This window comes from Fulvivirga marina (assembly GCF_016775155.1).
Lineage (GTDB): Bacteria > Bacteroidota > Bacteroidia > Cytophagales > Cyclobacteriaceae > Fulvivirga > Fulvivirga marina.
In genome coordinates, this window is sequence record NZ_JAEUGD010000067.1 from 103,481 (window position 1) to 129,952 (window position 26,472).

A 26,472-nucleotide genomic window follows, 5' to 3' on the forward strand; every position below is an offset into this window, starting at 1 on the left:
CAACGCCACGTGGAAACTCTAACCATCCCTACCCTTGAAGAAGATGTAACTGTACTCCAATCTACCGACTCAAACTTTTCCGGGCTAGACCCAATACTTGGTAGTTTAGGAGTATTAGTGGGACTTCTTAAAAAAAATGAAGATGATTCTTACTCGTTGATCCCAGAATGGTTCACCAACCCATATGTTAATACAAAAGCAGGGATCGTTAAGAATCCGGCTGAGTTTAACACCCTGTTTGAAGAACTACTTGGGAAAATCGGAGGAAATGCCTTTGGTATACCCGTCCAGAACCCTGCTCTTTTAGGTAATTGGTTCCCTATCAAATACCAAAAAGACGGCAAAGATGTCAATACAGGTGTATACGCTGTAACTTATCAGACAGGAAGCAGTACGGTGATGGGTGTCGGTGTTTATCACGCCTGGGAATTTGGTACCCCACCAAGCTTACAATCAGCCGTCTGGGGTTTGGTACCTTTCGTAGCTATTGATGCCGAAGACACTAATAACCCTATTAAAATGACCTTTGTAACAGAAGGTTTTCCGATCGTTTTCGGTGCAGCAGTAAATGGCCCTGACCCATCCTCTCCTATAGTTGATATCAATGGTATTCAGTTTAATGGTGTTAAAGTCAATGCCAATATTGACCTCGCAAAAGAAATAGCAAGAAAACCTCCATTCGAGTTAGGCATAGAAATCATTGGCTTACAGTTAGCTGGTGAAGACAAGCCTTCCAATCGGTCGCTATCCGACCTGAAGGCTATAACGGTAGAAAAGATCATGAATACCGCCTCCAGCCTTTTTGTGGGTGGACTAAGCAAAGTATTCCCTGAACTTAGCGATAACATTCAGTACTTCCCTCCTCTTTTTGGCTTAAGCTCACAGGTACCCAAGGCAGCTGGTACGCCGAATGCCAAACTGCCCATATTGGAGTGGTATGAGTTATTCAATGCAGCCAAAGACAATAACGCGGAAACGATTTTCCTTAACTGGTTCAATGCTATTGCCGCTGACAACAACACCCTGAAGACCTGGCTTTCATGCCTTTCAGGCTTCCTTAAAAAAGAAGTGAGTATCTCGGGAAGTGGCTCACGTACTTCCCCATTCCTGATTTCTCTTTTGGATGTTAGCAACATTGGCACCTTAAGCCTCTCCATGGGAACCGAGGTGGTTGGGAAAAGCACCCGGGTGCTATATCCGGGTATGGCATTTTCAGGATCACCTATTGAATTTGGCACCTCCGGGATCGTTTTCACTATGCAGGCCGAAAGCGAACTGGCAAGGTTTCAGATCACCGGAGACTCCATTGGCCTCTCTCCTACCATCAACTTTGCCTCAAAATTCAGTCTTCAAAACAAGACAGCGTCTCAACCTCTGGCTGAATTTAATCTTGATAGTAAGGAGTATTCCATTGGCTCCCTCGAAGGAGGTATGTCACTGGGAACAGATGCGAGCATGATGCCCTGGTTTGGTCTTAATGCAGTGACCATAGGAAGTACGCACTACGACACATTGAACCTGCTCTCACCAGGGCAATTGGCCAATGCAGGTGCTGCTGCCCTAAGCGAAGGCTTGCAAAGCCTCCTGGACTTCGGCACCGACAACAAAAACCTTTCGGAGAGTATTGGGGCGATTATCGGGCTACAGGCTCCTTCATCAGCAGGAACAAACTGGCCTGGCGATCTGGTACCGCCGTTCTCTCCCACGGGAATGGTTACCTCGATCACCAACCCGATTGGTTCCTGGGCCAGTTACTATACCAACATACTCTCCTACCAACAACAGATCTCAGGAAAAGAGGCTTTCTATTACGTAGTAGAATCATTTGCTCAACTGTTGCAAGCCTCCACGGAATCGTTACCCATTAGCATCTCAGGATCAGGAACTCAGCAAGACCCCTGGAAAGCAGGAATATCTATAAAAGATCAGACTTTACCGGCCTATCTCGTCTGTTATCAGGAGAATACTACAGATTACATCAATCTGAATCTGGGGCTTGAACTTGCTCCTGAACTTACGATAAAAGGCACGGACATCGTAGCCTCTCTTTCCCTGGATGCTGCCACCATTCAGCTGCCCAAAGATGGAAACCTGAGTAACACCACAGCCAATTGGCTCTCCGGAGTAGCGGCACGCCTCACCCTGCCAAACGGTTTTGAAACACCGGCCATAGGCGGTATGCAGGTAAAGGTTGACACCTCTCAACTATCTGCTACCTGGGACCAGACCGATGGCTGGTCGTGGTCTATGCTGGTCAAGGGGCCTACTCTGGTGGTAGATGGTACACCCACAGCCTTGGGTACTGACCTGAATTTTGACGATCAATCTACACTTCAGGATCTGGTAAAACAAAGTGCTTCAACTTTCGGTCCCTTCCTGGTATCAGCATTAGGTACCATGCTTGTCCGTACTCAGTCTAAAGCGGGTCTCTTTGTGGCGGGTGCCATGGGACTGGTCAAAGACCTGTCCACCGCTCCGGCATTCCCGAAAAGCGGCCTTTCCTGGTCAGGGTTTGAGCTTTACCCATTCACAAGTTTCGATGATCCCTGGGCGGATTTTAACAAACAGATAAACCAACTATTTAATACTGATGTAAAGGGTAAAAGCGTACTTGGTTTGCTGGCCTATACCATGTCAGGGACTGAAGACGCGCCGGCCATTACGGGTAGCGGCACATTCTCTGATCCCTGGATCACCCCCATTCCGTTTGGTTTTAACTTACCGGTATGGTACAACACAGATAAACAAAACCTCGGACTGGGTTTTGGCCGCCAGGACGTATTCAATTACCCCAGCACTGGCACCGCACAAATAGCATTTAACCTGGAGCAGAGGCTAAACCTGGTCGAGTATTCTACTCAGGATCAAAAAATAGAATTTATCGATGATGTTCCTTCATTGAGTTTCATCGGCACACTTTTCAAGCCTAATGCCAAACTCGTTGATCTTGGAAGTATCGGTAGCATAGATAAAATTATGCTGGGACTAACCCTGTCATTATACAACGGTCAGGTCAAGGTTCAGCCAGTAATAACTTTGGTCAATGCTCAACTTAGTACGGACTTTCAGTCTGACCTGGTAACACTGGAGCAATTCCTGAGTGATAGCTTTGCATCTAACCTTCAGTCTGCATTTTTAGCGTTACTCAATGGTGCGCTACAGGTAGCCACAGACGTGGAAGCGGTAACCAGCAATAGTGGATTCCAAACTACATATAGCCTGCTACAATTAATTGGGCTCACCATGGCCCGGGCCAATGACCAGGCACCGTATGGCATCAATACCAATGGCTGGAATGCGATGCTGGCTAACCCGGACACTTACTTGGAAAACCAGTTCGAATCCCTGCTTTTGGACCCCTACCACAGAAGTGAACTATTTAACTTCTTGCAGCAAGTTACCGGCATTACTATTCCAGGCCTGCCCGAACCTGCTCTGCAATTCCTCTCCGCAATCAATATCTGCGGACCTGCAAGTCAGGGGTATCCGTTATTGCCCGGGGCCGTGCTTGAAGTATTCACCAATCCGGTACAAGGACTTACGTCCAGATTTGAGGCTTTCTTTACTGACAAAGAGGCCGTAAAAACTCTGGCGGCTCAAATAGCTTCCAATTTACCTCCAGAGGATTATGGCCCACTCACTTTCAGCACCACAGCCAATGGAGTAATTTCCTTAGGTATCTTACCAAAAAATGTGATCAATCTGGGAGGATTTGTAAACCTGTATGGCAATGTTCAGCTGAACATCAGTGATGAAACCCTTACATTCACTGGAGATATTTATATACCGAAAGTAGGCTTGACACTGGCATCATCACTCGGACTGCGAATGACGGATGGCACTTTACAAACTCCCGACTTTGCCGTACAGCTTATTTGGGGAGATGGACTAAAACCTGCTGCCAGCCCGCTAGACATTTATCCTTTCGAAGCCTCTGCCTTCGTAGATCAGGTGTCGGAACTGGCCCCCGCATATACCTTAAACATCCTGCTCAATGCCATATTCGAAGAAGAGCTTCTTGGAAAATATGAATTCGTACAGAAGATCTTCGAAGGCCTGGGCATAGGTAAAGATGAAGATGGTATCTGGCGTATGCCATCCCTAATGGGTATTTTGTCAGACCCATTGGGCTGGATACTTTCAGAAGAAGTACTGGGTACTACCGACGGAAAGTTCAGTGTAGCTAAGCTGATCGCCCTGCTGGGTAATCTTCCTGAGGTTAAGTACAACAATATACAAGTCTCACCTATCCCTGGCAAGGGAATGGAATTAACCGGCCTGCCTTATGGGTTCAAAGTAGGCATGAACGGAGAAAACAACCTGGCTACCTTCGACTTTGGCGTAGACACCATCTCTATTGTCAGCAATGAGGCAGCCATTAAAAACCTGAAATTTGGGGTAAGCCTCAATCAGGACTATCAACCCGCTTTTTCAGGTGGAATGGATGTTGAGGCTACCATATCATCACTTCAGGATGGATTTTTCGTTCATGTGGCTTATGACAAACAGTTCCAGCTCAGCATTTCGCAAGGTACACCTGCTCAACCAACAGGTCTGGGAGTACAACTGCTGCCCTTCCAGGGGTGGGGTACGCTGGCCGGGCAAGCCCTGGCTACCGGATCTGCGGTAGTGATCAACGATGTGGTTCCGAAATTAATGAACTACCTGCTGACCAAGTACCCGGCAGACACAACCGATGTTGGCAAGTTCCTGGCAGCCATGGATGGATTTGCCACCAAAACAGATGTAAAAGACCTCGTCACCAACATTATCAATGCCTTTTCTCAGGCACTCAGCGAGGGAAAAAGTGGAGACGAGCTCCTTCAGCAATTAGAAAGTGTCGCTTTTACCTGGGTGAAACAACGTTTCTCGACAGCAAATGCCAACGACACGGCCACGGCTATTGTAGACCTCTTGAAACTGGCGTTACCCGAAGATTCTCTGTCTGTCATCGGAGGACAGATCCAGTACATTCCAAGCGACAATTTGCCATTCAAACTGCTTGCTGGATTAGATTCTACCAATTCGATTGGTTTATGGGCCGGCGTAGAGCTGCCGGACATGAAGCTGCTTAAAATGGAGATTGCCCCGACAGGTGTAGCCTACAATTTGGATAACAGCAATTTCGATATCTCCTTCGGGCTCGACATGGTAGTGCCTATTGAAAACCTCAATGGTCCCGGCCTGAGCATCAGCTTTAACAATGGCCAGTTCAATCTCAGCTTCGACCCATTGGCAGACCCTAACCAACTGGGCACTCCGTCTTATCTGAATGTGGAATTACTTCCAAGCTTTTTTGGAGGCGGTGATGTGGGTGACAAAGTTTCCACATGGACACTCAATGTTATCAAGGATGTATTGCCTCGCTATGTTTCCCTGCTGGTGCTTAATCAGGACCAGGTAAAAGCATGGTTACAGGCTCCACTGATCAAATCCTCTACCATTAGCCCGGCAGTACTGCTTGAAGCTACTCAGGTAGTCGAATATAACAAGAATCAGGATGTTTATGTCCTCAACTCATTTGATGAGCTGGCGAAGCTAACACCCAAAGAGTTTTTAGGAAACTTCCTGTTTACCCTACTCGAAAATCAATGGACTTTACTCACCTTTAGTAAAGAAGGCAAAATTATTATAGGTCCCAAAACCAATGTAGAAGGCTTCTATGGTTTACTGGTACAGGCTCCCAACCTATCGATTTCGGCTATTCCAAACCTGGTTTTTCAACTGGGAGCAAAAAACACCGATTGGATCACCAATAGTTCGGACGGAACCGCAAAATTTGGAGGCCCGGGAATCGGGTTCTATGTTCCGATTGCAAAAACAGAAAGTGATACATACACTGTAGACTTTACCCATTTCAACCTGGTACTAAACAATGTCGGGTTTGATATAATAGGCAAAAACGGACAACCCATTGTGGATTTGAGCCGGTTTAAACTTGGAGCGGTAGATCCCCGTGCTTTATTTGACCTTCAGTTTAAAGGCAATGACCCTATACAAATTAGTTTTGGAGCAGGTCTTACACTGGATGACATGGGACTATCCTTATCCCCCAAAACTATCTCTGAAGGAGGCGGTAACAACCCGATAGCCAAAAATGTCCTAGGATCAGGAGAATCGAATGATGACAATAAAACAACGGACCCTCGATTCTCTGTAGATGTTGGCTACGTTGACAAACTCTGGGTAAATCTCCGCAGCAATACCGGAAACGGCCATGAGGTGATCATTCCTGTACAAAGAAGCTTTGGCCCCTTGTACATTGAAAACATTGGCCTTGGATGGGAAGGTGACAAAACACCGCCATTACTTGACTTCATAAGTTCAGGAAGTTTCGAACTGGCTGGCTTCAAGGCGGCACTGCAGGGCTTGCGCGTAGGCATGCCGGTTACCGCACCTACCGATTGGAGTAAATACACCATCGATCTGGATGGTTTTGCTATAGATTACACCGGTGGTATCACTATCAACGCCGGCTTCCTGAAAAGTGAAACCAATGATATTGTAGAGTATACTGGTGTTGCCATCCTCTCGGCCAAAAAATTCTCACTTGGAGCCTTAGGGTCTTACGCCCAGATAACGCTAAAAGATAAAAGTACTGCAACCTCCATGTTTATTTTCGGAGTGCTTAATGCGCCACTGGGAGGTATTCCTGCATTTTTCATCGAAGGCATTGCCGCCGGGTTTGCCTACAACCGGAGCCTGGATATTCCAGGCATCGAAAATGTAGCCAGCTTCCCACTGGTCAAAGGGGTAGCAGACGGTTCCTTTACCGAAGGAGAAGATCCAATGGGTGCTCTGATCAAGCTGAATGATGTCATTCGTCCAAAAGTAGGGCAATACTGGTTTGCCGCAGGCCTTAAATTCTCCTCGTTCCAGCTATTGGAGACCACAGCCCTGCTTTTCCTCAGCTTTGGTAAAGATTTCGAATTCAACCTATTGGGAGTCTCCACGGCAACGCTTCCTCCCAAGGTCGGTCCTGATCTGGCCCTGGCCTACATGGAGCTAGCCATTAAAGTCACTGTCAGTCCGGCAGCAGGGTACGTTTCAGCAGAAGCTCAATTGACGCCAAATTCATTTGTTCTGGCCAAGGACGTTAAATTAACCGGAGGATTTGCCTTCTATTTATGGTTTAAAGACATCCCTCTTAAGGATGGCGGAATGATACCCGCCGGAGATTTTGTAGTCACCTTGGGAGGTTATCACCCTGCATTCCAGAAGCCCGGTTACTACCCAGACGTTCCCCGCCTGGGCATCAGCTGGAAATTAAATTTCTCAGTAGGAAAAGTGTCTATAACCGGCGGTGCATATTTTGCTATCTGCCCTACCGCAATCATGTCAGGAGGCTATTTGAAAATAGCTTTCGATGCAGGCCCGCTCATTGCAGGTCTGGATGCTTATGCAAACTTCCTGATCGAATGGGAACCGTTCTATTTCAATGTAGGCATCGGAGTAACCGTATACGCAGGCTTCCAGGCCACCATTGCCGGGGTTTCTATCAGGCTCGTAGCTAAACTCGGATGTACACTCGAGCTGCAGGGTCCTCCGGTATTCGGCAGAGTGGAAGTAGACTGGTTCGTGATCAGTTTCTCCATTCCTATTGGCAATCAGGAAAACCACCCCAGCACAGCAAGTCTGGATTGGTCAGGGTTTGAAGCTTCCTTCCTACCCGCAAGTACCTCCTCAGGAGGCACCGCCAAAGCAAGCACCAACATAATCATGCTCGCAGATGGAAACGGACAGCAGAAGAATCAGCAGGTGGTAAAATGGACGGCACAAAAAGGATTGGAACAAGACAGTAACGATGGGGATGAGGGTACAAATAAGGATGAATGGGTATTAAATCCAGTGCCCTGGATGCTCACTGTAGAATCAGCCATCCCGAGTAGCATGGTTACAGTATCCAGCTCGGACACTTCCTTACAGGGTAGTGACCAGATTGGCGTAAGGCCAATGGGGAAAGAAGATAAGCTGAAATCCCCTATGACCATTAAACTTACTGATACTTCCGGAACAGAAATAAACCTCAAAGAACGTAACATAAGCCTTTCGGCTAACAATAACGGTGCTCCATCCGCCTTATGGTCACGATCAGAACTGGACAGGGAAGTTGCCCCCGACCCTGATACCATGCTCATTTCTAATGTGCTGTTCGGGTTAGTACTCGATGCCAGTCAGTATGTGTACTCAGGAGTTGTTCCCGAATTTCCGATAGAGAACCTGGCTTATGTTATAGGTGATACCAAACGACTTTCGTTTGATTATACGCCCAAATATCCGGCTTCGGAACTTTATCCGGCTACCGACCAGCAAAAAGCCTTTACCATGATCAAACAGTCAATCATGGATGAGACGGTTATTGCTATCAGAAATGATATTTATAGCGCGCTTCAGGCTTCAGCCATCAATGCTCCGCTAAGTCCTAACCTTACGGTAATGGCATCATCGGTCAACCTTATCCTACAAGACTTCCCTGTACTTGCCAGAATAGGGATCTATCAGAATAATGGTATAGTAGAGCCAGGCCAGACTATGAAGCTACAAAGTTCTCCACAGTCTTTGGCCGCGAAACCGACTCTTATTCACGAACCACAACTGGTGGCACAATTACAGTCTTACAAGACCACCAGTAAGGATGCCCCGGAAACAACTCACTTGCCCAAATTGGCCCGAAAAGCAAAAGGACAATGGAAAACAGTCAACAAAATTACAAACAAGAGTTACCTGGCTTCACTTGTCGACTTTGTTAGTACTAAAAGCAAGACATTATATGACGGCACTACATTGGTATGGAAAACTGATCCTAAACTAGCGCTTGACCTGGAGCTTCAGGGAAACCTGCCTAGTCTAATCGCCAGTTTTGATGAATATGGCAGTCTGCTAAGCTTTAACCATTTCAGCGGGTCCGAAACTTTTGATCTTCCTCCCGAAACAGGTCAGGTCGTAATCCAGGGTTTTGAAACCAATCCTGAAGAAGCGCTGGGCTGGCAAATAAACACCAACCTTTCCAAGGTTAACGGTGGATGGTTCCTTGCAGACGGATGCCTCGTTCGTGCTCAGAATAGCAGACAAATAAAAGCCCGTACTGGTAAAATTGGTCATGTAAAAGCCTCTGACCTGATTGACAACAACCATATAAAAGGTGCTTCGAATGTAATCCAAAAAGGATGGATACAATCGGTTTTCCCAAGGCAAAGCCAAGTATTTGGCGTGATGCTAAAAGGAAAAGTAAACATCGAATCAATCAAAGTTTCCATTGCAGCCGATGAAGTACCCACTAAAGCCGGGAAAATTAAAGTCTCTTCGGCCCAGACTTACAAAGAAAATACGCTTTTACTATTTAATGCCCCTACCAAAGCTGAAGCTTACTACGGGGTTATAGTTTCTTTGATCGATAAGGAGGTAGAAATCCTTGGCATGTATGCCTTGGGTAATAACAAAACAGAAAAAAATAAATTGTCAAATCAACTCTCACTTGTACAGGGGGGAATTGATTTTAGCGATTCATCTCACCAAAAGACCAGTGTTAAGTTAATTCAAAAACAACAAACTGATGAGCAATAGTATCATTACAAATCCGGGAACAGTAGGTGCTGGAGATATTCAATTCTTTGACTCCATACAACCACCTTTAAAAACGGATGATTATACGCTTAAGGCAAAACAAACCATTGAAAATGTAGTAGACTCAGGTGACGACCCAAAGTATGAGGCTATAAAAAAACTGACCATAGATGGCCCCAGGTTTGTTTTGAAGCCAAGTAGCATTCACTCGTTGTTCCCTCCTGCCAATCAGGAAGGCAACTATGCAAACTTTCTTCCCAACATTGTCTTTAGCGATTTTAGTTTACCCTGGTCACGTGCCATTGACCCTGACCAAACGACTGAAAATGAAGATACGCCCTGGATGGGACTGCTCACTTTATATGAAGCGGAGTATAAGGAAACAAGCAGCACCCGTAAAATCAGTACACCCCAGACAGTATCCACCAGTGAGTTGGTCAACCCTGGTGAGGGTATACTCCCTCCCAACCTGGGTGCAGGTTTTACAGGTAACGAAGACGATAAAGTCACGGTCGTAGATATAGACTTAAAATACTTTCAGGCCATTGCCCCAAAACTGGAAGAGTTGAGGTACCTGTCTCATGCTCGTGCAGTAAACACAGATGGAAAAGTGATCCTGAACATGGACGCGGATGGCTGCTTCTCTTTATGTATTGGAAACCGGGTACCTGGGGCAGGACAAAAAAACATGGCTTTGCTGGTATCCTTCGAAGGTCATCAGGATCACCTCAATGGTGCTACCATCACAGGAAACTATACAAAGATTCGATTGGTACATCTGGGAAGCTGGGAATTTACCGCAACTGTTTTTGATAAGGAATTCCTCAATATGATGGAAGCCCTATGCCTACCAGGCAATGGAGGGTCATCGTTGATTCAAATGTCAATAAACCAGGCCACTGAACAGAATGCAACAGCCAAAGAAGCTTTGAAAATTGGCTATGTGGCTCTTCAAAACCAAATGCGAGTTGGAGAAAATGCCACCTCATGGTATCGGGGGCCATTGGTACCTTCACCAACAAAGCGTGAATCATCACAACCTCAAAGCAACGGCAACTACGGTCCCTATATTTACTCAGATCATGCCATGCATTATGATCCCGAAACAGGTATTTTCAACCATGCCTACAGTGCCGCCTGGCAAATAGGGCGACTGCTAGCACTCTCAGATGCCTCCTTCGCCCAAGGGATCTTCAACTGGCGGGCTGACTACCTGAAATCCATTGTCAACCAGGCCAAACAGAAAAAAACTCTGGCCGCGGCGGCTTCTATTCAGGTCGCAGATATTGGCCCCAGCCCATTGAACCTGCATTCTGCCACACGGTCTTTCTTTACAGACGCATTTAAAAAAGTAGACTGGGACAAACTAAAAACCCGAAAACAAAAAATGCTGATTGATCGATTCCCCGGAATATTTACCGATGAGGAAAAGAAAACCATCGAAGAAAATGATGAAGATCCATTACTGACATTACACCAAAAAATTAAGCAATAGAACCATGGCATCATTAACAAACCGTGAAGACCTGCATTCGGATATAGTAACACAATTAGCCCAAGCGCAGTCCGGGGAATATCCTCCTCCTGAACTCCCCGACAACTTAAAGAACTGGCTGGCTCAACTCACCCTCCTTTATGGCGTACCCGTGGAGTATATGGTCCCTGACATCAGGCTGTTACCCACCGAGTCCATCCGTTTCTTTTACCTGGATAGAAACTGGCTGGATCGATTGGTAGATGGGGCTATGAGCGTAGGAGTACTGTCTTCCGCCGAAGCCGTTTTCAACCTTTCCTTCTTTAAACAGATATACGATCAGGTTGATGAGGCACAATTAAAATTAAGATCAAGCTTGCGGGATGTACCCCCTGCCAACTCCGGTGAAACAGGTGGCCCCATCACAGGTTTTATTTTCCGCTCGCAGGTTGTAGCGGACTTTCCCGGGATTGAGATCAACCCCACGCAAGAAGGTAAAACCCTACCTATTCTCCGTATGGATACCCTTTCATCCAACACACTGCTCTGCCTGTTTGACGGTGTGCCGGATAAAGTAGAGTTTATTCAACCGGGAGAAGGCCTCCACTTTGGACTATTCCCTAACGATCCTCCAAAAAAAGGAAGTGATTTTCACTTATACCTGAGAGGTCTTGGCGAGGGTGGCTACCCTGCAGGGGTGCAAATTGAAGACGAACACGGTGTTAAACTAAAGGGCTATGGGTCCTTCCGGTCAGGAGATGATCAGCCTGCCGGCGTCGTAAATATCAAAGACTCCAAAGATCCCAAAGGTCTGGTAGATAATATCACTAGCACACTACCATCAAGTGCCCTCAAAGACGGGAAGTTAACCTCAGGTGGTTTTGCGATCCAGATGACCAAGACCGCCCAAAAACAACCTTATGAATCAGGGAGCAATTTTCCTCCTTGTACCCCTTCTTCTAACAACAAAAAAACAGAATAAAAATGAGCAAAAAATCTCCAGTCTGGCCTGGCCCCTCCCTGTTAATCCCCATCCCTACCGATGTATTGCTTATAGGTCAGGGGGATGTAAATGCACAGTCGACATGGGCCAACCTAAAAAATGACTATTACGGATTATGGATGTTTGGCAGCACGGCTCAGCCTGCTCCATTCTCCAAAGGCTCGTGCCCTCCGGTAGGAGCTCACCTGATGTGGACCCTGCCCAACAGCCTTCGTCAGGGAAAACAACAAACCACTGAAGGGGCTCCGGTAGACTTCCCTCTGGTTCCCAACAGGTGGTTGATCACCCGATTTGGATATAGCAGTGCCGGAGAAGCTCCGGGAAGCACTCCTACGATTGTTCAAAGCGACATCCTGATTGATGCAGGCGGAAACATTCAAAATGTAAACCAGTATCCCTATTATGAAGATACTAACCTGGGTGTTCGCCAAATAGGTACTAACGTACCTCTGGATCAATTTACGGGAGAAAATTCCGGATCCGCTGAAGTAAAGGCTGTGGGGCCCGGGGACATTACCTGGGCGGTGAGTTATGACAATGTTCAGAATGTATTTGCATTACATGACGAACTTCCCGATGAAACTCAAACATATACTTACTCCATTATTGGGTGGTATGCAGACCCTCAATCGGATCCTTTGTATAACTTCCCTACCGATTCAGACAAAAACTGGTTATCCTTTCTTGAAAACCAATTTAAATGGACTTCTGAAGATGTGGAACAGGCTGTAGCCGACTGGCAAGCCTGGCAAAAGCAATATGGACTTACCGGTACATGGGACCCATCTGCACTTAACCTGCCCGATCAGGCTAAAGCCATGATAGAAGCCTGGCATAACTGGCAGCAGCAAAACGGTATCACAACCGAAACTCCTGATTTACCGACTCAGGCTCTCTATCACTCTATGGTAGCCACTGTGCAGTGGAAAGGGCAAAACAAATCCTATGGAACAGGGGCTCCTATTGGCTCTGATGGTAAGCCAAAGTTACCCACACTATCTGTTGCCAACACCCCAGAAGAGGCCATTTCTACCTACATGGCTACTAAAGCATCACAGGTTCCGGGGTCAGGGATCACCAAAGCGGACATCCCGAACCTGGCCATTGCCCTGGAAGCATTTCAACGTGATCTGCTATTTGACCTACAGACGGACCCGGAATGGGCGCAAAGCATGATCCATGATGCTAAGTTTGACAAAAAGTACCATGGTCAGGAGTGGATCGTGGTCAGGTCAGACGGATCGTCAGCGACTCCACCTCTGTCAGATAACCCTCGTCAGGGGCAACAGTCTATTCCTTTAAATACGGCACAGACTCAGGCCCTCACTCAGCTAAACACTGAACAGGCTTCTCTCAATGAGCTTGGATGGACCATTACTACCCAACAGCTTGAACTCTATGCTCTGGCCATGAAGAAAGAGTACCTGGAGTACAATCGGTCTTCCATTGATCCAAACGATCTGGCTACGCTGACTGAAAAAGTAAACAACAGCATCAAAGCCGTAAGCAGCTCTCTTACTCAAAACCAAGACCAGCAAACCACTTTACAAAATACGATCAAGACTTCCAGTGAAACCCTTCAGACAGACCTGGGTAGCGAATACATTTTAAAGGCCGTTGATCTCGAACCCGTGGCTTCTCCTTCAGACCCCGTGGTACTGATCAGTGGTGGTGAATTAGATATGAAACTTCTTCCTCCTGAAGTGAATGGAGAATCTCAGTTATTGCCTACCCGCTTCACCGGTCAGGCTATTACTGCCATTATGGTGACCTATAGTCCCATACAGCAGGACCCCATCTCTATCACTTGGGAAGACCTGCTGGGTAAAATCACTTTAGCAAGCTGGAATGCTTTTCCGAAAGAAGTGCAGAGTCTATGGCTGGAATCTCTATTACTGGATACCAGCAATGCACAACTGATTGCATCTATCTATTTTGAGAAAGCTGGAAAGTCACCCCAGAATAATCAGTTGGAGGAACTCACGGAAAAAATTCAAACCCAGCAAACATCCTGCTGGACCGATTTTGAAACCCAGCCGCCTACTGAAGCACTAACGGCAGCCTGTGGCTTTGAAGGGTTATTGCCAGACCCGGTTGGAGTGGCCTTCAGGCCTGATAAAAACCCATGGACCCCTATCTTCATGGACTGGAAAATCAAGTGGTTCCCCTCCTCTTCTGAAGTGACTGACGCTTTGGAGGATTGGCAGTTGGAGGAACTGGATTATTCATGGCAGGGATCGACGTTGAAATCACCTTCTCCTGAAATCGTCTTTCAGGGCAGATCGGTTTTAAACCAAAAAACAACGCAAAATATCCAGACCAAATTCACCACGTTTAAAAATGATCCCAACTTTAAAAACCTGCCTAAAAACACTATCCAGAACCTCCAATGGGTAGCTAATAACATTTCCTATATGGACCTGGTAACACAGTCCATGGCAGGATTCACCCTCCAGCTCAATACCGTGTTGAATACCATGAAAAACCAACCTCTGGATACCAACATTCAGAACCTACTTACCGGAAATTCATACTACGATCCCGTATCAGGGGCAACGAACACGCAGAATGCAGGTCCGTTTTTCCCTATTCGGTCAGGACATTTCCAGGTATTGGATCTATGGTTGGTAGACTCCTACGGCCAGATATTGCCAGGTAAAAGTAATTTACTGGGACCTGACGATCCCATCGAAAATATTGTATGGTCACCAGATATGACCACCAGCAGCCCGAATTATAACGGAAGTGACGCTAGCAGATTTGGTCAGCTACCACCAAGAATCTCGCAAGACACCGTGATGACCCCACGCTTTTTGCAGAGCGATAATGATCAGATATTTACCAACTCCTCTGACAGCACCAGCCCTATCTGCGGGTGGGTAATGGTCAATTACCTTGATGATGCCTTAATGGTCTTTGATGCCAGTGGTCACAATCAGGGGGAGGTGATCAAAGTACGGAGAGAAGTAACTGGAGATGACAATAATTTGACCATCCGCTGGGATGCTGCTCCCGGTTCGAATACCGCATTAGGTGCAGGTCCGACTCTACCTAACACACACCTTGAAAATTTCATCAACGCACTTTTAGCAACCGGAACCACCAACACCGGCGCACTGGCTTATACCGAATTGATGAATGCCATCGACTCTACCTTGTGGCTAAATAACCAGATACGGGAAGGAAATAACCTTTCCATACTGCTAGGTAAACCACTTGCTGTGGTAAGAGCTGAAGTTGAATTGACCCTGTCAGGTGACCCTTCCTACAACCAGGGATGGTATCAGACCGGTGAATATTATGATGACCAGGGCACTTACAAACCACAGGACCCTCCATTTGTCGCTGTAAAATTTAACGTTCGCATTGGTGACAGCCTCATGAAAAAGAATGGTGTCATGGGCTATTTCGTCAACGATGACTACACCAAGTTTTATAAGGTATATGGATCAACGGGCCAGACCCTGGAGTTACAACGGCTACTTAAAACGGGAGGCGCTTCACTAACCCTGGATCAGGTAAAGTCGGCTTTAGCCAAAGGGCCTGCCCCTTCCTCCGGCTATGTGATCACTGATCACCTGGTATCGCTGGCAGCCAATCAGGGGCCTGTAAAACTTACCGTGATCATGGACCCAACAGGAGACATGCCCATCATACCCGGAAGCCTGCCAGGAAGTAGCATTTCACTTCCCAATGGTCCGGTGACAGCGGCGATTGAAAACCTTTCGGCCACCTTCCGAACAGGTCCGTTACTTCTGGATCTGGGTCAGATAAGAATGCCTACTCCAGCCGAAGTCCGGGGTGATTGGGCCTGGGTAGCCAGAAAAGATGTTACCGAATGGCAACCAGATGTGAGCGTAACACAGCAAACCGCTCAGGCCGCCCTGACACCTCAACCTTTAAGTTTAATAGAAGGATGGCTGAGCCTTTCCAACTTCAATAAAAACAATTAGGACCACCATTAGCAAACAGAACCATGAGCACACTACTAGACTACTCCTTTCTACCCAACGCTGTATTCGTTAACTCGAAAGACAGCCTAAAGCTAGTTGCACAAAACCCAATTTCAAGCAAGTCTATACCCTTTAAGGCAGGTCGTGGAGGAGACACGATCAATATTTCTTTTCCAAGTGACCTGGTCACCAATTTAGACTTCGGTACAGGTGAAGTTACTACTCCATTCACCTGCAATAAAGTGGGTGATAATTTTGTCATTACGGCTACGGAAGATACTACCCTGGACCCTGGGGAAACTGTTGAAGTTATGTTCAACGACGTTCCTATCACTGCCTCTACCGGTACGGCTTCTGTCGTTATCAATGAATACATTGATTTAAATTCAGGCAAAACATCAGTGCCCGTTAGCAAAAAGGCGCAAGAGCTAGGCGTAATTGTTTGGCTGGATCCTCTTATCGTTGGGTTAGATCATACATCCAACCTTCAATTTAAGAGCGCTGCCAGTACCAAAGTAGTTATATCGGGCTACCCTGACGGAAAAGGTGAAAAATCATTTGAAACACCTCCCTATTCAGGTAGTGACGCTGTTGGCATAGGTTCAGATACAAATGCTCAAAGAACTTATGTAGCTACTGCCTGGGCAAACGGTAATCAATCTCCTCCAGAATCAATTACACTAACACAGGTCCCTCCATTGATCACTATTTTCAGCCCAACTGAAAACCAATCGGTTAACCCTGGAGAAGAGATCACGCTCACCTGGAAAACTATGTACGAAAGCAGCAATGAAATGAAGTGGTTACAATCCAGAAAAATCAATGCGCGCTCACCTTTTACATCCACGCCGGGGACCGAGCTTACAGATATATATAATATGGGAAACCGCAACGCTCAATTAATGCCTGATACAGTAACCTATTCTTTCCATGTCAATGGATTTAAAACTCCTGCAAAACACGACTTTGTATTCAAGGTAAACCCTGTCCAGCTATTATACATCAAATACAAAAACGATGACCTTACAGAAATTGCCTTTAAAATGGATCCTATTCACTGGAAGGCTGCCGATCCTAATTATGGAAACAACTCCCTGACTTTAACCATCCACCAGCCAGGGTACAAGCAGGATATATTTTACCTAGACACCGAAGACACCACACACCCTATGATCCAATATTTTGAAGTAGTGGATGGGAACCTGTCATGGATCACTGCCAACCTAAAGTCACTTACTTTGGACCCGGGAGGCACTTCCATTGATGAAGGCAAAATAAAAAAGGGTACCAGCCCGATCCCTAAAGATGCCCAATCAGTGACCTTAACCGGGGTGGGCAATAATGGTCAATCTATAAGGAGCGTTCTGGAAATCCCACCGAGTGCAGTGGACAAAAAAACCGAATCGAAGAAAGAAACTGTAAAAGAAGCCTAAAACGTTGGGAGCAAACAAAAACAATAGGCAAATAGAAAAGGGCTGAATACTTAGTCGTGAGTATTGAGTGAAAGGGCGTACCCGGATCTCAATGCTAAAATCATATGCACATGAGATGAACATAAATTTCAAGCACCCTGAAATTATACCACGCTGAGGGTGAATAAAGTTTATCGCAAGTTCCATGTGACTTATGAAAACCAAACATTATACACATGAAAGAAAAAAATAAGAAAAGAAGACTTGTTCAGGATATGGTATTGCATTTTCCTGAGAAGCAAGCAGAAGAACAAGTCCTTTTATTTTTAAACGAGCAAGCTACAGAAACTCAAAACTTCACTTTCCAGGATCTAAAAGAAAAATGCATCCATATTGCACAGCATCTGGTCAATCAAACCACCAAAGGTGAAGTAATTTTATTACCTATAGAAGACCAAGCATATTTCGTTATCGGTTTTTTTGGGTGCATACTGGCAGGGTGCGTTCCTGCCCCTCTCCCTCCCATCCGTCATAAACGAGACCAAACTGGTATGGATCGGATACAAAGTATCCTACAATCAGGAAACGCTTCTACAATACTGGTTTCTGACAGCCAAAAATCTATTTTCGAGACTTTGCACCATGAAATCACTTCACCAGTAAAGGTACTTTCGTTGGAGCCTATGTATAAACAGTCTCCAAACAAGTTGACATTACCTGATGCTTCTCCAGACGACCTGGCCTACATCCAATATACGTCAGGCTCAACAAGTAGCCCTAAGGGGGTAATGCTCACGCACCGGCAAGTGCTGCAAAACCTAGCTAAGATGTACCGGGTCTTTCAGCGCCAGGAAAGGGTAAGGGTAGTTGGGTGGCTGCCGTTCCACCACGACATGGGGCTGGTAGGGCACCTGTTCACTGTACTTTATGAATCCGGTTTTGGGGTTTTTCTCCCGCCTGCATCCTTCCTATCATCTCCTGAGCGTTGGTTCCAGGCCATACACGATTACCAGGGCACCGCAGCGGCTGCACCTACTTTTGCCTTAGAAATGTCCGTCCGAAAAGTTGCAATTTCAAAAGCCTGGGACCTGAGTTGTTTTAAGCATTTGTATGTAGGTTCTGAAACAGTACCCTATGACATTCTACAGAACTTCACTGAAAAATTTGCCATCACAGGTTTTGGAGCCAATTCTATCCGTCCTGTTTATGGTCTGGCAGAAGCTACTCTGCTGGTTGCCGGAGGTGGTAAAGGCTTACATGATCTCAGCAATCACTTTATTAACAGGCCGGTTGGTTCTTTTCAAAGAAACTTAACACCCTATAAAATAGATCAGGAAAGCGGGACCATATACATACAAGATACGGAAAGCGGCAACGTGCTTCCTGACAGACACGAAGGGGAGATTATCATCCAGGCCCCTTATAATTCCATCGGATATCTGGAAAGTGAGCCACATGACACTTCCTGTAATCACGAAAGGATAATCGCCACCGGAGACCTGGGTTTTATTCAGAACGGGTTTCTTTATATCACCGGAAGAAAAAAAGAAATTGTAATCGTTAGAGGTGCTAACTACAGTGCAGAAGACCTCGAATATGCTGTCCGACACAATCAGGACTTGTTACAAAGCAACGATCTTACTGCATGTGTAGCTCAAATCGGACCAGGCCGGGAACGGTTGCTGGTGTTTCAGGAAACACACCGGCATACGCCACCCAACCTCTATCACAAGATTACCGAAGGCATTCAAGCCAATCTAACGGAGAGCTATGGCATAACAGCGGATGCCATTCACCTGATCGCCAGGGGAACGCTTCCCAAAACTTCTAATCACAAGATATCCAGGCAAAAATGTTTAAAACTCCATCTGGCTGGGGAATTACAAGTCCTGCATTCCACAGAAAACACCACTCCTTTGCCTCAAACATCGCCAAATGAGGATCCGGTAGTAGTTGTGGGAATGGCTTGCCGGTTCCCGGGAGGAGCAGACAGTCCTGAGCAGTTTTGGGAGCAGCTGGTACAGGGCGTAGATGGCATCTCTGAAATACCTAAAAGCAGATGGGATAACGACATTTTCTATGACCGAAAAGCAGCAACGCCCGGACGGATGAATACCAAGTGGTCCGGACTGACAGATCATATTGACCAGTTTGACCCGGGTCTTTTTGGTATTTCGCCCTACGAAGCCCCTGAAATTGACCCTCAGCAACGGATGCTGCTGGAAATTTCATGGAGGTTGCTGGAAAATACGGGATGGAAAAAGGAAGACCTGCAAAATTCTAACACGGGGGTATTTGTCGGGATAGCCAACAATGACTACCTGTACATGAAAATAAAGCTTACCCCTGATATGAATGGCTTCAATGCCTATTCTGGCCTAGGCAACTCAAACAGTGTAGCTGCCAACAGGCTATCCTACTTTTATGATCTGAAAGGCCCCAGCCTGGCGGTAGATACTGCTTGCTCTTCATCACTCACCGCTTTTCATTTGGGTGTTCAAGCCATTCTCAGAGGCGATTGTTCCCAAGCTATTGTTGGCGGGGTAAATGCTATTCTTTCTCCCGGCACCACCATCACACTCTCACAGTTTGGCATGATGTCGCCAGAAGGCAGATGCAAAACATTTGATTCCGAAGCAGACGGATATGTTCGTTCAGAGGGCTGCGGACTGGTCATGCTTAAAAGGCAATCTGAAGCCCTGAAGGACGGAGATCACATACTAGCGGTTGTCAAAGGTTCTTCCATAGGTCAGGACGGGCATAGCCTGGGCATCACCTACCCTAATGGTGCCGCACAGCACAAGCTCATAACACGTACATTAAGTGAAGCAGGCCTCGAAGGTAAACAGATCAATTACCTGGAGGCCCATGGTACCGGAACACCTACAGGTGACCCTGTAGAACTGGAACAGTTAGGGCTTTTGTATGGAGACCCTGCCAAGGACAAATGTTACGTAGGATCAGTAAAAGCCAATATTGGCCATCTGGAAACGGCTGCAGGCATAGCCAGTGTCATCAAGGTATTGCTCATGTTACAACATCAGCAAATTCCACCTCAAATTCATGTCAAAAAACTGAACCCACGTATTCACCTGGAAAACACACGACTGGAGATTCCCGTCCAGTCCCGGAAATGGAACCCGAATGAAAAAAGATGCAGTGCCATAAGTTCTTTTGGTTTCGGAGGATCTCTGGCTCATGTCATTTTAGAGGAAGCGGAGGCACCCCAACACAACCTGGATACCTCTAAGACGCGCGATGTATCATTAGAAAAATCAGTCCACCTGCCATTCCCTATTTCAGCCCACACCTCTCAAGGGTTGATACAACAAGCTCAGCATTGGGTGGAATGGCTGGAGACAAACCCTGGTATATCCTTATCTGACCTGATATACACCCAGGCTATATGCAGGTCGCACCTGAAATACAGACAATGCTTCTTATCACAGGATAAAGCGGAGATCAAGAACCAGCTTGAAAGATTTATTCGAATCGCTGATCCGGCAAGCATGCAACCAGCCAAGGATCATAAAATATGTTTTCTATTTACCGGTCAGGGTGAGCAATTCTTGCATATGGGCAAAGAATTTTACACGCAGATGCCTATTTTCAGAGCTGCTTTCGACCGATGTGCCCAAGTCACCGAGGACTTGGGGCTGCCCATGTCGTTACAACAGATCGCATTCGAAAAGCTGGAATATGAAGCCTGGCAGGATAAGTACCAGCAGGCTATTCTTTTTGCCATTCAATACGCGCTGGGAACACTTTGGCAAGAGTGCGGGGTTATTCCACATATCCTGCTGGGTTATAGTTTGGGGGAATATGCAGCCGCATGCCTCGCAGGGTGCTTTGAACCGGAAACTGGTATGAAGATTCTCCTGAAACGATCCGAATTGGTTTACAACCTTCCTGATAAAGGAAAGATGGTCACCCTTTTTGCTAGTCCTGAAGAGGTTGAAAAGATTTTGAATACGGAAAAAGCACAAATAGCTGTAATCAACAGCCCTGGAAAAACTGTTATCTCTGGTGAATCTGCAGAAGTGGATCGGTTAATGGAGCATTTCACTAACCAGGGTGTTGAAGTCCACCCTCTGCAGGTGAACATGGCATTCCACAGCCATCTCCTGGATGCTATTCTAGAACCCTTCCTGAAATATATCGAACAATTCACTTTTGTCCGCCCGGTGAAGCGGTGGATTTCTGCTACAACAGGCAAAGCCATGAGCGAGGCACCTCATGCTGATCATTGGGTAAAACATTTACGTCATACCGTCCAATTTTCTTCGGCAGCAGCCCTTTTAGACCAGGAAGACATCCGTCACTTCCTGGAAGTTGGCTCTGGCTCAGGTACCCTGGTAGCAGTTAGAGAATGCCTGAATCGATCAGATCTGGTATTGCTAAGATCATTAAGCTCCCCTAAAGGTAGTCGTTCAGAGTCCTATCACTTTTTTGATTCCGTGGGAAAACTTTATCAGGAGGGCTGGTCTGTTCATTGGCAAACTTTGCTTCATGGCAAAAAGCACCCTGAAATGATTCCTGGGATAGTGTTTAACCATCAGTCTTATTGGGTAAAAGGGCTGGAAGCCGAAAATATCTCTGCATTTGCTGGTCCCATATACAACCCTAATTACAAACCGGCGGCTGTAAATGAGCCAGCGCCAGACACCGCCCCGACCATTCATTATGATCTCAATTGGGTCAAAAAAGGAAAACTGGCCCAGCCTGATGAAATTGAAGATATAAGAACCAACATTTCCTGGATTATTCTGGGTGAAGATACTCCTGCATTACAGGCATTATTGGATGGGATCAGAAAAAGAGGGCACCAGGTATTTTGGATAGGCATGGAAACAAAGCATGCCCATAAGCCTGATGCGGTGCTTTCCTATGGCATGGATATGGCAGCTACTTTTAATGTACTCAATAGAATAGTAACCAGTGAAAGCCGGGCCAATGTAGATGCCTGGAAGGTGGTTTTCTACCCCAAAAGCTTCTCCCGCACAGGCATGTTGCTGGATACGGATGACCTTAAACTGGCTACGCAAAAGAGTCTAGGTGTTTTTATTCCATTTCTTAAAGCCCTCAGGCGGGTTGTCATTACCCCTCCAGTATGGGTAGTTACTGAGGGAACGCAACAGGTGACCCCGGAAGAAGCGGTCTCTCTCAACCTCACTGCTGCACCACTCTGGGGTTTTGCCAAAACACTATACCTGGAACATCCCGAGTGGCGCGGCGGGATGATTGACCTTGAGCCAAAGGTCAACCCCGAAGAAAAAGCCACTCAAATTATGAGTAAAGTTCTTCAAACTCAAAACGAGAATTGCATTGTCATCAGGCAGGGAAATCAATATGTAGAACAATTAGTACCGACTAATCCGACACTTCAAGAGTCCATAACCTTCCGCAATGACGGAGCTTTCATCATTACCGGGGGGCTGGGTGGCTTAGGTTTGGAAACTGCCTCCTGGGTTGTTAATAAAGGTGCTCGGCATGTGATTTTAATTAGTCGCAGAAGCCTACCTCCCAGAACAGACTGGGTATCAATGCCATCCGATCATGGCCAATACGAAGTAGTGCAACAATTACTATCGCTGGAAGAGCAAGGCGCTACGGTAGAGGTAGCCAGCCTGGATATTCGCGATATCCCTAAACTGGAAGCGCTATTCTCTTCTCTTGAAGATCGTGACATACCTGTTCGCGGCATCCTGCATGCAGCCGGAGTCAACTGGTTTGCCAAAATCATGGAACTGAATGAATCGGAATTTTTTGATACTCTTGACATCAAAGTGGCCGGTACGTGGGCACTTCACCAGCTAAGCAAGCCGCATGATCTGGATTGCTTTATCTTATACTCTTCCGTTTCAGCCTTGTGGGGATCAGTCAACCTCAGCCATTATACTGCGGCAAATTTCTTTATGGATGCTGTGAGCCAATACCGCTTTGGAGCAGGTCAAAAGAGCCTTTGCATTGATTGGGGGCCGTGGGACCAGGTAGGCATGAGCGCCAAACCAGAAGAAAGGGAGGTGCTGGACAAAATGGGCTTTACGCTGATGCCCCCTCAGGAAGCGCTGAGTGCGATGGAATTACAGCTTGGCTCCGGCCAGCCTTTATCCCTGATCAGCAAAATCAATTGGGAAAAATACCGATCGTTCATTGATTTCACCTTGCAACCTTCTTTATTTGAACAGGTTGCCCAAACATCAATAAGCTCTGCCTCAGGGGTCTCTCCTGGTCACCTGGATCATATGCTGAGTGCTTCTCCGGAAAAGGCCCGGGAGCTGATTGAAGAGGTAGTCCGTACGGAACTAAGGTCAGTTATGCTGATCGAATCAATAGATGATATACCTGATGACAAACGATTCAACTTTCTGGGTATGGATTCCCTCATGGCCATTTTGCTGGCCACCAAGTTGGAACAGTATTTCCAGGTCAAGTTACCCAACACCCTGGCTTACAACTACCCGCACATTAAAGCGGTTTCCGACCACTTGTTTGAACTGGTCTATAAACCTCAGCAAACAGAAGAAATCATGGTAGAAGAGCCCATTCAGAAAGAGGCACCTGTAACCCATGAAGACATTGAAGATGTTCCCCCGGGCGATTGGTTTAAGGTACTCAAAGCATCGGAGGGCAAAACGGCGATTACGCTCTATTGCTTCCCTTACGCAGGCTCCGGACCTCTGGCCTTTCAGTCCTGGGTCAATACGATTCACCCAGACATTACACTGATCGGCATCCAGTCTCCTGGCAGAGATGATCGGACGGGAGAAAAGCCATGCAAGTCTATGGATCAATTGGTCTCAGGTCTTGTCGAAGCCTTTGAACCACCGGAAGGACCTTATGCATTCTTTGGACATAGCCTGGGCGCCTTAACGGCTTATGAATGCTATGTAGGACTCCAAAAAGCAGGCAAACGTACCCCTGATCATCTGTTCCTGTCTGGAAGCAATGCGCCGGGAACACGGAAGGGAAAACCGATCCATGAATTGCCTCAGACTGAGTTTATAGATGCTGTCATGGAGAAATACGAAGGCACCACTCATGACCGGGAGCGGCGTCTGGCATTGGAAAGAACCACAGAGCTTTTAAGGGCTGATATTCAGATATTGGAAACTTACCAGCCTGGTAATGAAGCTGTATCTGCTCCGTTGATGGTCATTGTGGGTGAATCTGATCCTCTGATGTCTCCTGAAAAAGTCCGGGAATGGGCACTTTTCTCACTTAAAGATTTCAAAATCTCATACATACCGGGAGAACATGACCTGGTCAATGAACAGCATGCTGTTTTGGTGGGTCTGATAGAGGGACAACTGAGTAATTATTGGTCTGACGAAATTGAAATAGTTTTAAATGAATTCTCAAATGTACATTGATACCCCTGAGGTAGCTACCAAAAAACAAAAAGAAGAAATCCGAAGAAATCCGGATGCAGAACCCTGGTACAGTATTTTCGGTGGTAGATACCAGGGAGATCACCCTCCATTTTACAACCGGGAGCAATTACCCTGGACCAAAATGCTGGAGGACAACTGGAAGATAATCCGTGACGAGTTGCTTGGCCTGATCGAAGAGCACCCGGACCGGTTACAGCCTTATAAGATTAACAAATCGATGTCTTTCCCTCCCAAAAGGTGGAAAACCATGGGGCTAATCTTCTGGAACATGAAAAACCACAATAATTGTAACCGTTGCCCTCAGACGATGAAGATACTCAAGTCTTTACCGGGATGTACTTCTGCATCGCTGAGTATATTGGAGCCGCAGTCCAACATCAACCCTCATCAGGGCGATACAGATGCGGTGATCAGGTGCCACATGGGCTTATCCATACCGGGTACCTTACCGGACTGCGGTTTCCAGGTAGATAACGATATCAGAGCGTGGGAAGAAGGAAAAACGCTCCCTTTTTGTGATGCCAGGACCCACACGGCCTGGAACCATACCTCCGAAAGAAGGTACATCATGATTCTGGACGTTATGCGCCCGGAATTCAGCAATAGAAAGAACGAGATCTGCGCTCATGTGCTGGCTTCGGCTGCTGTGCAGATGCTCTATCAAAAGTATGACTTCCTGCGCCGTAGGAAGCGGTACATCAAGAAAATGATCTACCACTTTGTACGGGCCGTCATGTTTATATATCTGCCTTTTCAACGTATTTCACTTAAACGCCAGCCAAAATGAAAATGGGTGAATTGGTATCAGCCGGGGATCGCGCCGAAATTTTCACTTACGGCTCAGGCACTTTGGTGAAGCTATTTAGAAAAGAGATCAGCAGCCGGCATATACAACGGGAGGCCAATAATACCATGACGGCCAAGGCTTATGGGTTACCGGTACCTGCGGTTAAGGACATCATTCACTTCAACGGCCGCGAGGGGATCGTTATGGAGCATATCCAGGGGCCAACCATCACCAATATACTCAGGAAGTCGCCACATAAAATCAAAACTTATGCACAGAAGTTCGCCCAGGTTCAGGCGGACCTGCATAGTATTTCGGTAACTGATTTCCCCAGCCAGCGTGAGTTTATGGAAAAAACGATACTCAACAGTCTCGGGCGATTGGGGCATGACACGACAGAAACGATACTTAAACTATTTAAGGACCTGCCTGATGCCGACAGGGTTTGTCACAATGATTTTCATCAGGAGAATATCATATTTTCTAAAAATGGCCCGGTAATCCTGGACTGGCAGGAAGCTTTGAGGGGGAACCCCATCGCGGACGTAGTACATGCCGTACTGGTGCAGGAGCATCCCGTCCCTGCTCCTATTCTCAAAACCTCCTCTTATTACTTTCAGCTGCACAACAAATACAGAAAGCTATTTGCAAAATTCTACCTGCAAGAATATATGAAGCTCACCAACACCTCTTCCGGTCAGATCCGGGACTGGTTAATACCCGTGGCAGCCACCAGACTATTCACAAAAGTCTCCATGGAGGAAAAGGATTGGACTGAAAAATACATACGAAAACAGCTGGGGGCTCTGGCCACGTGAACTGACGATGCTAAAACCGAAAATTATGCCGACAAAAGCTACATACTTAACTTATTTTCAATCTATA

At 46.5% G+C, this 26,472-nt stretch carries 8 protein-coding genes; all 8 read left to right on the forward strand.

Annotated elements, in window-relative coordinates; translation table 11 throughout:
- Positions 1–9 precede the first annotated feature (9 nt).
- The 8 genes from JMN32_RS24910 to JMN32_RS24945 all read left to right on the forward strand — a co-directional run bounded on the left by JMN32_RS24910 (position 10) and on the right by JMN32_RS24945 (position 26,405).
- Positions 10–9,564 (forward strand): DUF6603 domain-containing protein, encoded by a 9,555-nt coding sequence (locus JMN32_RS24910; RefSeq protein WP_202859127.1) that lies wholly within the window; start codon positions 10–12, stop codon positions 9,562–9,564.
- Positions 9,554–11,059 (forward strand): hypothetical protein, encoded by a 1,506-nt coding sequence (locus JMN32_RS24915; RefSeq protein WP_202859128.1) that lies wholly within the window; start codon positions 9,554–9,556, stop codon positions 11,057–11,059. The genes JMN32_RS24910 and JMN32_RS24915 overlap by 11 nt, the downstream gene beginning before the upstream one ends.
- Positions 11,060–11,063: 4 nt before the next feature.
- Positions 11,064–12,020 carry a hypothetical protein gene (locus JMN32_RS24920; protein ID WP_202859129.1) on the forward strand — a complete coding sequence of 319 codons (957 nt, stop codon included), beginning with the start codon at positions 11,064–11,066 and terminating at the stop codon, positions 12,018–12,020.
- A 2-nt stretch (positions 12,021–12,022) separates the two neighbouring features.
- Positions 12,023–15,994, forward strand: coding sequence for a hypothetical protein (locus tag JMN32_RS24925; RefSeq protein ID WP_202859130.1), 3,972 nt, complete (start codon positions 12,023–12,025; stop codon positions 15,992–15,994).
- A gap of 23 nt (positions 15,995–16,017) precedes the next feature.
- Positions 16,018–17,427 carry a hypothetical protein gene (locus JMN32_RS24930; protein ID WP_202859131.1) on the forward strand — a complete coding sequence of 470 codons (1,410 nt, stop codon included), beginning with the start codon at positions 16,018–16,020 and terminating at the stop codon, positions 17,425–17,427.
- A 215-nt stretch (positions 17,428–17,642) separates the two neighbouring features.
- A complete protein-coding gene (locus tag JMN32_RS24935) occupies positions 17,643–24,779 on the forward strand; it encodes a type I polyketide synthase (RefSeq protein ID WP_202859132.1) in 7,137 nt (2,378 codons plus the stop codon).
- Positions 24,769–25,587, forward strand: a complete 819-nt coding sequence (locus tag JMN32_RS24940; protein ID WP_202859133.1) for an aspartyl/asparaginyl beta-hydroxylase domain-containing protein — start codon at positions 24,769–24,771, stop codon at positions 25,585–25,587. The genes JMN32_RS24935 and JMN32_RS24940 overlap by 11 nt, the downstream gene beginning before the upstream one ends.
- Positions 25,584–26,405, forward strand: coding sequence for an aminoglycoside phosphotransferase family protein (locus tag JMN32_RS24945; RefSeq protein WP_202859134.1), 822 nt, complete (start codon positions 25,584–25,586; stop codon positions 26,403–26,405). The genes JMN32_RS24940 and JMN32_RS24945 overlap by 4 nt, the downstream gene beginning before the upstream one ends.
- Positions 26,406–26,472 lie beyond the last annotated feature (67 nt).

Bases quoted from the DNA above. Each gene is read 5' to 3' on its own strand.
- JMN32_RS24915 (WP_202859128.1), top strand. From the start codon at position 9,554: ATGAGCAATAGTATCATTACAAATCCGGGAACAGTAGGTGCTGGAGAT.
- JMN32_RS24920 (WP_202859129.1), top strand. From the start codon at position 11,064: ATGGCATCATTAACAAACCGTGAAGACCTGCATTCGGATATAGTAACA.
- JMN32_RS24925 (WP_202859130.1), top strand. From the start codon at position 12,023: ATGAGCAAAAAATCTCCAGTCTGGCCTGGCCCCTCCCTGTTAATCCCC.
- JMN32_RS24930 (WP_202859131.1), top strand. From the start codon at position 16,018: ATGAGCACACTACTAGACTACTCCTTTCTACCCAACGCTGTATTCGTT.
- JMN32_RS24935 (WP_202859132.1), top strand. From the start codon at position 17,643: ATGAAAGAAAAAAATAAGAAAAGAAGACTTGTTCAGGATATGGTATTG.
- JMN32_RS24940 (WP_202859133.1), top strand. From the start codon at position 24,769: ATGTACATTGATACCCCTGAGGTAGCTACCAAAAAACAAAAAGAAGAA.
- JMN32_RS24945 (WP_202859134.1), top strand. From the start codon at position 25,584: ATGAAAATGGGTGAATTGGTATCAGCCGGGGATCGCGCCGAAATTTTC.